Origin of the sequence: Streptomyces sp. CA-111067 (assembly GCF_050956065.1) — a bacterium.
Taxonomy (GTDB): domain Bacteria; phylum Actinomycetota; class Actinomycetes; order Streptomycetales; family Streptomycetaceae; genus Actinacidiphila.
Genome location: NZ_CP192103.1, coordinates 7,403,518 through 7,416,599, shown reverse-complemented (window position 1 = coordinate 7,416,599; position 13,082 = coordinate 7,403,518). Strand labels below are relative to the sequence as shown.

Below are 13,082 nucleotides of genomic sequence, written 5' to 3'. Positions count from 1 at the left end.
CGTACGGCCTGCGGCCGGTGCACCGGACAACGCGCGCGCGGGCGATCGGGGACGGCCGCGTACCGCCCGCCCCCTCAACTCAACCCATGCCAACTCCACCCATGCCAACTCAGCCTGCTCCGACCGCTCATCGAGGAAGACGATGTCTGCAACACGATCCGCCGCACAGCCTGCCGTTCAGCCCGCCGGTCAGCCCGGTGTGTACACCTGGTCCCAAGTCACCTGGGGGCCACGGGAGATGCCGGTGCCGTTCTCGGTCTCGTGGACCGGCGAGCACACCGACATCAGCCAGCTCTACGTACGGACCGACCACAAGGGGGTGCCGGGGCTGGCCTACCGGGACGAGCGCCCCGAGGACCGCGACCGGCACGGCGTGCTGTGGGCCCGGATGACGTGGGCGCCGGGCTCCGGCAAGCCGCGCTTCGCGGACATGCACCCGCTCCGCCAGCGGGACGCCATGCTGCTCAAGCTCTGCCAGGTGTGCGGCAAGCCGGCCGACCGCACGCGCGAGGGCTGGCTGTTCCTGGAGGCGCGCGGCGAGCACATGGCCAACCTGCCCGACCCGTCGGCCCCTTACCAGGGCTGCACGTCCAAGCCGCCCGTCTGCTCCGGATGCGCGCAGCTCGCGGCCCGCATGTGCCCGCACCTGGGCGACCCGGTCGCCTTCCGCAGCCGCAAACCGCTGCTCTGGGGCGCCTTCGGCGGCGTCTACATCCCCAACCGCGTCGGCCGCCTCATCCCCCGCGCGCAGGACGACCACCTGCCGTACGGCCGGACGAACGCCACCCGCTGGTTCCTGGCGAACCAGCTCATCACCGAACTCACGAAGTGCACACCGGTCACGCTCTGACCCGGACGCGGACCCGGACCCGGACCGGGACCGGGACGCCGGGGCCGGCGGCCTGAGCGGGGGTCTCCGGGGGCCGGGGTAAATCCGTTGCTCCCGACGAGGGGGGCGGCTACCTTCGCCCGACCACCGGCACCCCCGCCCCCTCGTCCCCTCGCCTCGACGGAGACACCTTGTCCTTGTCCGTTCGCATCACCGCACTGATCGACCCCGACGGCGGGACGTCGGCCCGCCGCCTGGCGTGGCTGGCGTCCGACGCGGACGGGGTCCCGGTCGGGTCGGCGTTCCTGCGCCTCTTCACCCGGGCCGGGCAGGACCACCTCGCCGAACTCGACCTGGGCGTCCATCCGGCCGAGCGGCGTCGCGGCACGGGCTCCCTGCTCCTGGAGGCGGCCGTGGCCGCCGCGCGCCAGGACGGCCGGCGCTCCGTCGTCACCCAGGCCGAGGCCGGCTCTCCCGGCGACGGATTCCTCCCGGCCCGGGGCTTCCGCAAGGTCCTGACGATGACCTACACCCGTCTCCCGCTGGCCGGCGCGGACCTCACGGCAGTCGCCGCGCTCAGCGAACGGCCGCACCCCGGTTACCGGTTGGCGTCGTGGGAGGGCACGGTCCCGGACGACCTCGCCGTGACCTTCGTCGCGTCGCGGCACGCCATGGACGACATGCCGATGGGCGGCACCGACTTCGGCACGGTGGTCTGGGACCTGGAACGCGTCCGGGCCGCGGCCGCCGCCGTCGAGAAGCGCGGGGAGCTGCTGCACACGGTCGTCGCGATCGACGAGTCGGACGGTTCGATCGCCGGGTTCACCGAGTTGGTGGTCCCCGGCGACGGCAAGGGCGACGGCCAGCACTACGGCACCGGCGTCCTCAGCGCGCACCGCGGGCACGGCCTCGGCCGCTGGATGAAGGCGGCCTCGATCCGGCAGGCGGCCGAACGGCACCCCGAACTCGGCGGCCTGCTCACGGACACCGCCGACAACAACCCGTACATGCGGCAGATCAACGACGCGCTCGGCTACGTGCCGACGCACACGACGTTCGAGTACCAACTCGACCTCTGACGGCCCCGGAGGGGGAATGCCGGGGCGGCGGCCGGCGGTTGATCACGCCTGACGACTCCGCTACCTCTGCGCTACATCAGGTGGTGCCTCGGGTATCTCGGGAAGAAGGCAAGGTCATGACGTCCTCACCGCCACCGCCACCATCATCGGGACCGGCATCGGAACCGAGACCAGCACCGGCACCGGCACCGGCACCGGCCACCATGCGCGCCGTCCAGCTCCTCGCGCCGGGTCCGGCCGACAACCTGCGGCTGACCACGCTCCCGCTGCCGCCCGAGCGGGACGGGTGGGCGCGGATCCGCGTCGAGGCGTTCGGCCTCAACCGCTCGGAGCTGAAGCTGCGGCTGGGCGTGAGCGTGGGCGTCAGCTTTCCCCGGGTGCCGGGGATCGAGGCCGCCGGGACGATAGACGCGGCGCCGGCCGGCAGCGGGCTGGTCCGCGGGCAGAAGGTCGTCGCGATGATGGGCGATATGGGTCGCACGTACGACGGCGGGTACGCCGAGTACACGTCGGTGCCGGTGTCGCAGGTGATCCCCGTCGAGACCGACCTGCCCTGGGAGGTGCTCGGCGCGCTCCCCGAGATGGTGCAGACGGCCAACGGCTCGCTCACCGTCGGCCTCGACCTCCAGCCCGGCCAGACGCTGCTGATCCGCGGCGGCACGTCCTCCGTCGGCCTGGCCGCCGCCGCTCTGGCCGCGTGGCGCGGGGCCACCGTCCTGTCCACGACCCGGCGGGCCGACCGGCTCGACGCGCTCAAGGAGCACGGCGTCCACCACCCCCTCCTCGACACCGGCGAGGTCGCACCCGCCGTGCGCGAGCTCTACCCCGACGGGGTCGACGCGGCCCTGGACCTCGTCGGCACGCCGACGCTCCCCGACACCCTCCGCACCGTCCGCGTGCACGGCACGTGCTGCTTCGGCGGCAGCCTCTCCAACCAGTGGACGGTCCGGGACTTCTCCCCGAACGAGTACCTCCCCCGGGGCGTCCGCCTCTCCGGCTACTTCGGCGACGCGGCGGATCTGCCGCGGGCAACGTTCCAGGAGATCGTCGACGCGGTCGCCGCAGGTCAACTCTCCTTCCCCGTAGACCGCGTCTACGACGGCCTCGCCCAGGTCCCCGAGGCCCACGAAGCCATGGAAAACGACCGCGCCACCGGCAAACTGGTCGTCCGAGTCCGGCATTGAGAGGTGTGGCGCGCTGATGAGCCAGGTGATCGTGGGGACCCAGGTGATCGTCCTGAACGGGGGTTCCAGTTCGGGGAAGTCCGGGGTGGCCCGGTGCTTGCAGGCGGTCCTGCCAGATCCGTGGCTCACGCTCGGGACGGACACCCTCGTCGACGCGATGCCCGCGGCGATGCGGGCGTCGGACGGGGGCATCGCGTTCGCCGCTGACGGCGGGGTGAGCGTCGGCCCGGAGTTCCGCACGCTGGAGGCGGCGTGGATCGAGGGGATCGCGGCGATGGCCCGCGCGGGGGCCCGGGTCATCGTGGACGAGGTGTTCCTCGGCGGGACGGAGTCGCAGCGGCGATGGGTGAAGGCGCTGCACGATGTGCGGGTGTTGTGGGTCGGCGTCCGCTGCGAGGCGGCTGTCGCCGCGGGCCGCGAGGTCGCGCGGGGTGACCGGGTCGCCGGCATGGCGGCGCAGCAGGCGGACCTGGTGCACCGGGGGGTGTTCTACGACCTGGAGGTCGACACGACGCGGACGGAGTCATTGGCCTGCGCGCAGGCCATCGCGGCGCAGCTGCTCTGACCGGGGGCGGCCGGGGCGGGACTGGGGCTGCGCCCCGGGCGCCGGCGGTCAGTTCCGTGATCTCCCGGCGAACGGTGCCGTGTCTACCGTTTTTCCCACCCCGCCCGCCCGTGCAGGTGCGTCCTTAGGTGCGGGTCTTCTGGTGGGTGGGGGTCGGGGCCGGCCCGGGGCACCTCCTCGGGCTGATCACGGCACCGGGGTAGATCGTGAAGCCCCATGTCGTTCACAGCCCTGCGGGGGCACCCCGGACCGCCCCCTCCCAGGCCGGACGGCGGCTTGAGGCCGCGAGGGGTGATCGGTGGGCGGCGGGGGTTCGTGGTCGGGTGCCGGTCACTGATGCAGCATTGCGCCCCCTACCGGTCCTCGCTTGAGCCCGGCTGGCGGCTGACGGCCGCCCGAGGCGAAGGTCTTCCGCAAGACACCGGTGGATGGGGCCGAGGTTCGTTGGCAGGTGACGGTCACTGAGGGAGCATCAAGCGCCCTGCGGGTCCCCTCCTGCGCCCGGCTGGCGGCTCACGGCCGCTGAGGGCGAAAGTCTTCCGCAAGTAGCCAGGGTGGAGGGCTGAACTTCGACGGCGGCTATCAGCCCAAGACCTCACCCACCAACGACCCGCAGCCGCCAACCGGGCCCCAGCAGGCACGGGCAGGGGCGCAATGCTCCATCAGTAACCCGCACCCAACAACCAACGCGCACCCCCACCGATCACCCCCAGCGGCCGTGAAGCCGCCACTCGGCCCGGGAGGGGACGGGCCGGGGTGCCCCCGCAGGATTTCCGACAAACTGGGGCGCACCCGACGACGAAACCCGCACGGAGGAAATCCGAGGAGGTGCCCCGGACCGGCACCGACCCCACCCACCAGAAAACGTGCACCCAAGGACGCACCCGCACGGGCGGGCGGGGTGGGAAAAAACGGCAGGCACGGCGCCCAGCCGTGAAAACGAACGGGTCCGCCCACCGGGCGGAAAGCCCAGCCGGTGGCAACCGGGGCGAGCCACCGCCTCCCCCACCCACCCGGAGCCCGGAAACGCAACGGCCGCCCCCCAAGGCGCCCCGCCTACCCGGCGGCCCGGTGGGACAGACGGTGGAGGAGGGGCCACCTCGGGGTGGTCAGGTAGGTGAGCTGGGAGGTCCAGCGCATCAGCGTGGGAGTCGCCGGGCCGCGCGCGTCGCCGGGCGACCAACCCGGAGGGGCCACCGCCTCGCGGTGGAGGATCACCTCGGGGCCCCCGGCGGGGCGGAGCGGGGGCAACACCACCGGGCGGCCCGGGCGGTCGTACTCCCATGCGGCGAATGACGTCGCGCTCCACGTCGAACCCCCGGCCCGCCACTCCCCCGCCAAACCCTCCGCAAGCTCGCGCTCGTCCATCGCCCCGCCCCCAGCGAAATACGCCGCCGCGTAAACCGTCCCCCTCATCGCGCCCCCGCCCGCGGGGCCCGCCGGACGCCGGCCGAAGATCCGCGGCGCGAAGCGCCGCTCCCGCACGACGCGGTCCTCAACGCGAACACACACCAGCCGCGCCGAAGGAAGCGCCGCGGCCGCCGCCGCGATCCGTTCCCGCAGCGCATCCTCCGCCTCCCGCCGGGCCCGGCGGACGGGACCCGACCGGGCGATCCGGTGCAACCGGAGATTGACCGGGATGCCCGAGAAGACGGCCCCGCCCGCGGCCCGGCCGAAAACGAGCAGCACGGCGAGAGCGCTCCGCACAGCCCTCCCGGCCTGCGACCGCACGTCACTCACCGCCAACTCCTCTCGCCGACAACGCTATTGCCCAAACGTGTTCCCTCAGTGCGGTGAGGTCACCCGAGAACGTGCCCGGGAGCGCCCCCGGCGGGGGCACGAGCGGCCGGGCGCGCGGAGTCCGGGGCGTCGGTCCGCCACCGGGCCGGCGGCCCGGGAAGCAGCCGCTCACGACATCCGCACATAGCCGCTGACCTGGTGTTTTACCTCGCGGGAGCGATATTCTGGGGGCCTCACGGAGGGGGACCCGATGGACCGGAACATCCGCAGCGTCGACGACGTACTCGCCCTGCTCGACGGCCTGTTCGCGCCGGAGGCGGACCGTTGGACGGCCGGTGGCGCCGACTGGTGGGACGGCTTCTACGCCGACCGCGACAAGCCGATCCCGTTCTTCGCGGCGAAGCCGGACGAGAACCTGGTCTCGTACCTGGACCGGGGCCTGGTCGCACCCGGCCGCGCGCTGGACCTGGGGTGCGGGCCCGGCCGCAACGCCCTCCAACTGGCCGCCGCGGGCTACGAGGTGGACGCAGTCGACCTGTCCGGCGCGGCGATCACCTGGGCGCGGGAACGGGCCCGCGAGGTCGGCGCGGAGGGCATCACGTTCCACCACGGCGACGCGTTCGCCCTCGCCGGGGCCGAGTTGGCCGGACCGTACGATCTGATTCACGACTCCGGCTGCTTCCACCACCTGCCGCCGCACCGCCGGATCAGCTATCTCGCCCTGGTGGAGCGGACGTTGGCGCCCGGCGGCCACCTGTCCCTGACGTGTTTCGCCGCCGGGAAGATGGGCTCGGAGGTGCCCGACGCCGACTTCTACCGGCAGTCCGCCCTGCACGGCGGCCTCGCGTACACCGAGGAGTCGCTGCGCTGGATCTTCGCCGACCTGACGGAGGTCGAGCTGCGCCCGATGCGCGACGAGCCCCCGGAGTCCGGCGCGTTCGGTGAGCCGTTCCTGTGGACGGCCCTCTTCCGCCGCCCCCGACAGCCGGTCTACGGCCGGTAGTACACCTCGATGGGTCCGCGCGCCTCCTCGAACAGCCCGGGCCCGTCCTGCGCCACGTCCGGCCACGCCCCCGACTCCGGGTTGAGCTCGACCAGTTGCTCGGTGGACAGCGCGTAGACCACCCGCCCGAGCCCCGACCGCACGATCCCCCCGGCGCACATCCCGCACGGCTGGCAACTGGTGTACATGGTGGTGCGCGCGGCCGTCGCGGCGTCGAGCTCCCGCGCCGCCCACCGCGCGAGCTTCAGCTCCGGATGCGCACTGATGTCCTTGTCCCGCCGCACGGTGTTGTGCTCCTCGACGAGCACGTCACCCTCCGCGGAGGCGAGCAGCGACCCGTAGGGCGCGTCCCCCAACTCCACGGCCCGGGCCGCGAGCCCGATCGCCCGCCGCAGCAGGACCTCATCGGAGGGAGTGATCACGAACGCGCCTTCCATCGGGGCGAACACAGCGGTCCCCGCATGCTATAGCGGAGATCACCGCAACCCTCCGCGCCCCTCCGACCGGCTAGGAAAGGACACCGGCTTCGGCCTCCTCCGCCATCGCGTCCTGCTGCGACGACTACCACCGACTAAGGAACAGAGCCGGTCACCGTACAGACTCGCCGACGCCGGTGGTGGTAGTGGTGGTGATGGGCCGCGGGTGCGCGGAGCAGCCACCGGAGTAGTTGGTCTCCACGGCCTGCCCGGTGAGCACGAGGAAGTACACGCACACGTAGCGGCGGAGTGTGACGCCGGTCCCCGGGGGTTCCTCGGTGTAGGGAAAGGCCACCGTCAGGCTGCCCGAGTCGTCCTCCAGGCTCAGCTGGGTCAGTACGCCGCCGTCTGCGACGGCCGATCGGGCCTCCGGTTCGGACAGGGTTCCGTCAGCGTCGGCCTGCTCCAGGGCGTGCGCTGTCTGCTCGGCCGCCTTTACGGCCGATCGCGTGTCGGGGCCGTGGGGCTTGGGGTCGTGCGGCGAGAGGCCCCTGAGCATGGTGTAAGGAATCCATGTCCCGATGAACAGCAGCACAAGGAAGAGGGCGATGGCCCACACGACCGACCACGGGTTGTGGCCGGGCGTGTGGGCCGACCGTATTTGAATCATCCTCCAGTATATCCAATGGTGTTGGCCAACTCCTGGTCGACCAACTCCGCGTAGCCGGTGGTTCCCGACACGTTGGGGTGGAAGGACTCCCGACTCACACAGGTGTCGAACTTCCACGCGCACGTGGCGTTGGGGTCGCCGGCGTGGAAGTCGCCCTCGCTGTTGGGCCCGATGCTGACTCCCTTGATCCAGGAGTCGCTGTCGCAGACCTCGTGGTCGGTGAACCACGAGTACGGATCGATTTGGTTAACCTTCGTGTCGTTGATCTTGAAAATCGTGTCCTGGTCCTCTGCGGCGAAGTAGAACGCCAGGTCGGTCAGGGCCTGCGGGTCGCCCCCCACGGCGCCGCCGGCAGCGTCGCAGGTATTGCTCGTACTGATCGGGGCCGGGTAGCCGATCAGTACGATCTCGGCGTTGGTTGCCCTGTCCCTGATCTCCTTGAGTGTTTCGAGGATGTTTGTCTCGGCGTCGTCGATGAGCTTTTCGTACTTCGCCGTGAAGGCGTCGCCGCCGCAGCTGAATGGACTGCTGGCGCATTCCGAGATCGCGTCGCTGAAAGCGTTCTGGTCGTTGCCTCCGATGGTCAACGTCACCAGTGTCGTATCGTCGTCGAGTACGCCGGAGTCCATCTGATTCATCTCGTGGAACTGCCCGTCGGCGGGGTCCTTCGTGCGGTCGTCCCAGTCGGTCGGGTACGCGCCGTATTCGCCCGGCGTCGTCAGTTCGCCTTGCGTCTGGACGTTCCAGTTCTTGGCGCCGGAGCAGGCGACGAAGCCGAGTTCTGCGCTGGTGCTCCAGGCGTCGCTGAGCGAGCCCAGCGTGGAGGTCTCGCCCGGTAGCACGAGCTTGCGGGGCCAGGCGTCCTTGCTGCGCGAGCAGGCATTCCAGGTGCTGGTGCCATGGTCCTGGTCGGTCTCCGGGAAGTAGTTGCCCGCACCCTCACCGGAGGAGTAGGAGTCGCCGAGAGCCGCAACGATGTGCTTCGGCTTTCCTGGCAGCGGTTGGAACGCGACCGCGTCCCAGGCGACGTCGTCGTCCGCGCTTCCGTCATCGGTCGCGTTACTGAGGTCCACCTTCGGGGTTCCGGAGAACTGGTAGACGCCGAGGGAGAGCCATGCGTTGGACTGCCGGTGCTGGTTGATGTAGCGGTCGTAGCCGCCGCTCTTCCCTGCGATTCCGTAGATCTTGTAGTGCGCCTGTTGGGTCTGGGCGCCGGTGTCGGGCACGTGCACCATGACCCGGGCCCATTGGTTGAGGCTCTGGTTGAGCGTCCACGTGCCATCGACGGTCATCCTTCCCTCGTCACCGCCGAGGTGCGCCTCATTGCGGGTGTGCGCGTACCAGTAGTGGCCTTGGTAGCCGCCGCCTATCTGGCTCAGGTCGCCTTTGGCCTCGTACTGGCCGGCACTGTCGGGGTAGAAGGTGAACTGGAAGGTTCCGGAGGAGGCGGCGTTGCCGCAGGTCTGGCTCCAGGTGGGTGTTCCGTTGGGTACGGAGTGGACGACCATGGCGCCTGCGGGGACTGCCGCGCAGTCGGCTTCGCCGTACTGGAGGCGGTAGCCGCGTCCGGGTTCGGCGCGCAGGGTCAGGTATTTGATGCTCTCGTGGCCGCAGGTGTCGGCGCAGTCGGTCTTCCAGACGGTGTTCTGCTCGTGCCACCAGTGGAGTTGGTCACAGCCCTCGATGTGGTCGGTCTCGCACGGAGGCGGGTCAGAGACGTCGCAGTCGTTGGACTCGTTGCAGAAGGTGCCCAGTGGGGGCTTGATCTCGCTGCGGTCGCCGTTGGTGAGCCACCAGGAGGGCTGGAAGCCGGCGGAGGAGAAGCCGCTGTCGCCGGGCCAGTCCTGCCGTCCTGAGGTGGCGTAGGAGTGGCCGGTGTCGATGGACCAGGCGGCCCAGCCCATCACCTTCTCCTCGTAGGGCCAGTCCTGCGGGTGGGCGGCGTCGTGGTTGGCGCCCGCGTCGAGGCTGGTGTCCATGAACGCCTGCCGGGCCGCCGGGTAGATGGGGTTGGCGGGGTTGTTGTACCAGCCCAGCCCCCACGGGCCGTTGGGTCCGCCGGGGCCGGAGCCGGGCGGGTTGTAGCCGAGGTTGTAGTTCCACACGGCGGTGAACCAGTTCTCCGGCTTGGAGGCGTCGTCGTTGTTGACGGTGACGGTCTGGCCGGCGGTGTGCACCTCGTTCCACTTGTCGGCGAGGATCTGCAGTGATGCGGCCACGTTGACGGTGTAGTCAAGCGCGACGGCTTTCTGCACGGGCGGCGACAGGCTGGTCTCGCCGGTCTTCTCATGCCCCGCCAGGCGCATGCCGTCGGTGACCTGGCCGACTCCGTAGCCGCAGTCGGAGTTCTCCCAGTCGATCTTCCAGTAGTCGGAAGATGTGGTGCCTTTGTGGCCGTAGAAGCCGGCCACCGACGCCAGGGGATTGCCCATCTGGCCGGGTATCGCGCCGGATTCGGCCTGCCACAGATTGGACTCCTGGGCCAGGATGCCCAGTTCGACCTGCGCGGGGATACTTCCGCCGCCGACCAGGCTGGGCTTGGGGAACAGAGCCTGCGGGCTGATGGTGCCCAGTCCGGCCTGGGAGCGCCAGCCGCCCTGGGAAACCCATGCCGAGGTCAGGTCGCCGCGGACGGCCATGTCGACGGCCCACTCGACCTGGTTCGGTGTGGGTTGCAGGGCCTGGGCGTTGACGTCGTTGCGCGGCACGGAGCACCAGCGGTCGGTGTCCACCGGGTCGTGGTCCGCGGTGGTCGCGGCGGCTTTGGCGGTCGCGCCACCAGACGCCACCGACATGCCGGCGAGCGCCGGGGAGGGGGCCGTGCCGTTCGCGCCGGCCGACGCTCCGGACCGCGCGGCGGGCGCGCCGGACTGCGTGGCGGGCGCGCCGCCGGACCAGGGGACGACGGTCTGGGTGACCTTGCTGCCCGTGGGTGTGGCCGTGGACGTGACCGCGAGCGGGCCGTCGGAGGCCGCGGTGGCGGCTGGCTGCGGCTCGGTGCCGGTCACGGCTTGCCCCGCCCCCGCGATTCTCGTCAGGCCGGTCTGCACGGCGGGCGCCAGAACCGGGTCGACAGCCAGACGGCCGCGAGTGGAGACCTCCGCGTCGGGCGAGACATCCAGCGGCTTGATGCGACTGGCTGTGAAGCCCTTGCCGTGGCCGGCTCTCCCGGCGAGGTAGACGGTGCTATCCGTGCCCTGGCGGAGGTTCATCGCGGTGATCTTGCCGCTGGCGACGGTGGTCTTCTTGCCGTGCGCGTAAGTCTGCACGTTGGCGTCAGTGTCGCCTGTGCGGTCGATGTAGTCGACCGTGCCGTCGCCGGTCACGCGGATGCCGTAGGGGGCGTGCTTCGTGGCGGTGAGCCTGCTCGTCCGGCCGTTGCGGTCGACGGTGACGAGCTGGTTCCCCGCGGCTGCGATCACACCGTCCTTGGTGGGCACGGCAGAGGTGATCTCGCCCTTCGCCGTGGTGTCCGCGAGGGTTGTGCCCTTGGTGTTCACCGTGACCAGGCGTGTCTGCGAGTCGCGGAGCGCGGTGAAGACGGCGCTGTGCGTGGCCGGGTTGCAGGTGGGGTCGAAATAGGCCAGGGACGCGGTGAAGGGCAGCTTGGTGACGCGGCCGTCATCGAGGTTCACGATCGCGGTGAACGCGCCGCCCATCATGAGGTCCTGCTTGTTGGTGAAGGTGCGGGGTGCGTAGGCGATGGCCGCGTGGTGGTCGTCCATGACACAGCTGTTGCCGATCCAGATGTCGGCCGGGAGCTGGGGCTCGGTCAGCACCGCGGCCGTTTTCCATGCGTAGCCGGTCGTGCTGTCGGCGGTCAGGAGGTGGAGTCCGTCGCTGTCGGCAGCTGTGGTCACGGCCCGGTCGGTGGAGGTCTTCCAGCCCTTCCCAAGAACCTTGTCACGGTCCTTCAGCGGGACCGCGGCCGATGGTGTGGTGGCCTGCTTCTGCTTCTGCTTCTCTGGCGTGGTGGCCTGCTTCTGCGCCGGGTTCGCGGCTGGTTGCGATGTCGCCGCCTGTGCGGCGTTGACGGTGAAGGCGGAAGCGACCAACGCGGTTGCCGCAGCGAAGACGACAGCGGATGATCGTCGGCTCCGCCTCTTCCGTGGCTGTTGTCTCATGGCGTACTGGTTTATCCCTTCAATAGGGTGTCGCCGCTGGGGAGGACGTACGAGCCGTCGGGATCCGAATCCCGCCACCCCCTCGTGGAATACGATTTCGTTCGCACCCCAGCGTTCAACCATGCGCACCCCAGAGGCGGAGCAATCCCCTCCGCCTAATTTTCTAGGCGGAGGGCGCCATGCTTTAACCTCACTTGACCTGGCTGCCAGTTCGGAAGCAATGCCATCTATCCCAAAAGCGGACATCTTCATCAAGGGCAAGTCCCATGGCACTGCGCAGCTCCGCCCGCCTGAACTAACCCCGCCGGCACCTGCTGTCCGCCGTCACCCACGGCCGCCCGGTCATCCCCAACCAGCCGGCCGAGCCCTTGACGCACAGGGCAATCAACAAACGGTCTACAGCTGCCGTGTAAGACCGTGACCGCCGCCGCCTCGTGCCGCGGTTACGGCTGCGACGGGCATGACCCGGACATTCAGACATGGCAATCCGGGCCGAAGACCGTGACGTTCGGCGATATCCCCGACATATTCGCGGAGGTTGATCTGCTGTATGGTGTGACGGACGGCGACCAGTACAGCTGGGCCCAGTTCAATTCCCAATGAGAGCCTGCGGGCAGGGATATCTGACCACGTCGTGGAAGCCTGTCGCCTGCTCTGAATGGTTCTGAGCCGCTCTCGCCCGGACATGAGCTCTCCCGCTCCGTGATCAGGAGCCGGGCCGGGCTTGATGAGAGGGCTGGTGTTCCACCGCCCGCAGCGGCCAGCCCGTGTCCAACTCCGCGTCAGCGGAACCCTTGCGGCGGAGCCACGCCGAGAAATCCTCGGCCCAGGCGGCGTACCACGTCGTCTGGGAGTGGTGCAGGGTCCAGACGTCGGATTCCGCGGCCTCGGGGTAGCGGGCGGCCAGGGCCACTGCCACGCGGACGGCGGCCAGGGCGTCGGCGCCGGCCTCGTGGGCGCCGTCCAGGGGGACGCCGTAAACCGTGCAGGCGGCCTCAAGCGTGCGTTTGCCCTTGCGGTACTTGTCCAGGGTGCGGTCGATCACCAGGGGGTCGATGACCGGGCCCGGGCGGCCGCCGGGGGCGACCAGCGGGGGGAGCGCGTAGCGGCGCAACTCCTCGTCGAGCAGGGTGAGGTCGAAGGGCGCGTTGTAGACGACGACGGGGACCTCGACAGCCCAGTAGCCGCGCAGCGCGTCCGCGATCTCCGCGACGACCTCGGGCGCCGGGCGCCCGGCGGTCGTGGCGCGTTCGGTGCTGACGCCGTGGATCGCGGTGGTCTCGGCCGGGATCGGGACGCCGGGATCGGCGAGCCAGGCCCGCCGCCTGACCGGCTCACCGCCCTTCACCTCGGTCACCGCCGCGGTGACGATCCGCGCCTGCAGCGGATCCGTACCTGTGGTCTCCAGGTCGAAACCGACCAACAGCTCCTCGTGCCATGCCATGGCGAGCTTCCTTCCGCCCCGAATCCCC

10 protein-coding genes are annotated in these 13,082 nt (G+C 70.5%); 6 read left to right on the top strand and 4 right to left on the bottom strand.

Going from position 1 to position 13,082, the window contains the following annotated elements; translation table 11 throughout:
• The first annotated feature begins 244 nt into the window (after nt 1-244).
• The 5 genes from ACQPW6_RS32850 (at nt 245) to ACQPW6_RS32830 (ending at nt 6,400) form a co-directional block, all read left to right on the top strand.
• On the top strand, nt 245-850 hold the full coding sequence (locus ACQPW6_RS32850) for a hypothetical protein (protein WP_433893349.1): 606 nt from the start codon (nt 245-247) through the stop codon (nt 848-850).
• Nucleotides 851-1,026: 176 nt separating this feature from the next.
• Nucleotides 1,027-1,908, top strand: coding sequence for a GNAT family N-acetyltransferase (locus tag ACQPW6_RS32845; protein ID WP_433893348.1), 882 nt, complete (start codon nt 1,027-1,029; stop codon nt 1,906-1,908).
• A 203-nt stretch (nt 1,909-2,111) separates the two neighbouring features.
• Nucleotides 2,112-3,092, top strand: coding sequence for a zinc-binding dehydrogenase (locus tag ACQPW6_RS32840; protein WP_433893347.1), 981 nt, complete (start codon nt 2,112-2,114; stop codon nt 3,090-3,092).
• Nucleotides 3,093-3,108: 16 nt separating this feature from the next.
• Complete coding sequence (cpt, locus tag ACQPW6_RS32835; protein ID WP_433893346.1) at nt 3,109-3,657, top strand: chloramphenicol phosphotransferase CPT; 549 nt, start codon at nt 3,109-3,111, stop codon at nt 3,655-3,657.
• A gap of 1,990 nt (nt 3,658-5,647) precedes the next feature.
• Nucleotides 5,648-6,400 (top strand): class I SAM-dependent methyltransferase, encoded by a 753-nt coding sequence (locus ACQPW6_RS32830; protein WP_433893345.1) that lies wholly within the window; start codon nt 5,648-5,650, stop codon nt 6,398-6,400.
• On the opposite strand, the gene ACQPW6_RS32825 is transcribed toward ACQPW6_RS32830, so the two are convergent.
• From ACQPW6_RS32825 to ACQPW6_RS32815, 3 genes are all read right to left on the bottom strand, one after another.
• On the bottom strand, nt 6,388-6,822 hold the full coding sequence (locus tag ACQPW6_RS32825) for a nucleoside deaminase (protein WP_433893344.1): 435 nt from the start codon (nt 6,820-6,822) through the stop codon (nt 6,388-6,390). The genes ACQPW6_RS32830 and ACQPW6_RS32825 overlap by 13 nt on opposite strands.
• A 166-nt stretch (nt 6,823-6,988) precedes the next feature.
• Nucleotides 6,989-7,486, bottom strand: a complete 498-nt coding sequence (locus tag ACQPW6_RS32820; protein ID WP_433893343.1) for a hypothetical protein — start codon at nt 7,484-7,486, stop codon at nt 6,989-6,991.
• On the bottom strand, nt 7,483-11,541 hold the full coding sequence (locus ACQPW6_RS32815; RefSeq protein ID WP_433893342.1) for an SGNH/GDSL hydrolase family protein: 4,059 nt from the start codon (nt 11,539-11,541) through the stop codon (nt 7,483-7,485). The genes ACQPW6_RS32820 and ACQPW6_RS32815 overlap by 4 nt, the downstream gene beginning before the upstream one ends.
• Nucleotides 11,542-12,027: 486 nt before the next feature.
• Between ACQPW6_RS32815 and ACQPW6_RS32810 the strand changes: the two genes are divergently transcribed.
• Nucleotides 12,028-12,213 (top strand): hypothetical protein, encoded by a 186-nt coding sequence (locus tag ACQPW6_RS32810; protein ID WP_433893341.1) that lies wholly within the window; start codon nt 12,028-12,030, stop codon nt 12,211-12,213.
• 103 nt (nt 12,214-12,316) lie between these two features.
• Here the strand turns inward: ACQPW6_RS32810 and ACQPW6_RS32805 are convergent, their stop codons facing one another.
• On the bottom strand, nt 12,317-13,054 hold the full coding sequence (locus ACQPW6_RS32805) for a 3'-5' exonuclease (RefSeq protein ID WP_433893340.1): 738 nt from the start codon (nt 13,052-13,054) through the stop codon (nt 12,317-12,319).
• Nucleotides 13,055-13,082: the final 28 nt, after the last annotated feature.

What these genes read in the sequence shown, in the direction of transcription:
- ACQPW6_RS32840 (WP_433893347.1), top strand. Translation starts at nt 2,112, where the DNA reads ATGCGCGCCGTCCAGCTCCTCGCGCCGGGTCCGGCCGACAACCTGCGG.
- cpt (WP_433893346.1), top strand. Translation starts at nt 3,109, where the DNA reads ATGAGCCAGGTGATCGTGGGGACCCAGGTGATCGTCCTGAACGGGGGT.
- ACQPW6_RS32830 (WP_433893345.1), top strand. Translation starts at nt 5,648, where the DNA reads ATGGACCGGAACATCCGCAGCGTCGACGACGTACTCGCCCTGCTCGAC.
- ACQPW6_RS32820 (WP_433893343.1), bottom strand. Translation starts at nt 7,486, where the DNA reads ATGATTCAAATACGGTCGGCCCACACGCCCGGCCACAACCCGTGGTCG.
- ACQPW6_RS32805 (WP_433893340.1), bottom strand. Translation starts at nt 13,054, where the DNA reads ATGGCATGGCACGAGGAGCTGTTGGTCGGTTTCGACCTGGAGACCACA.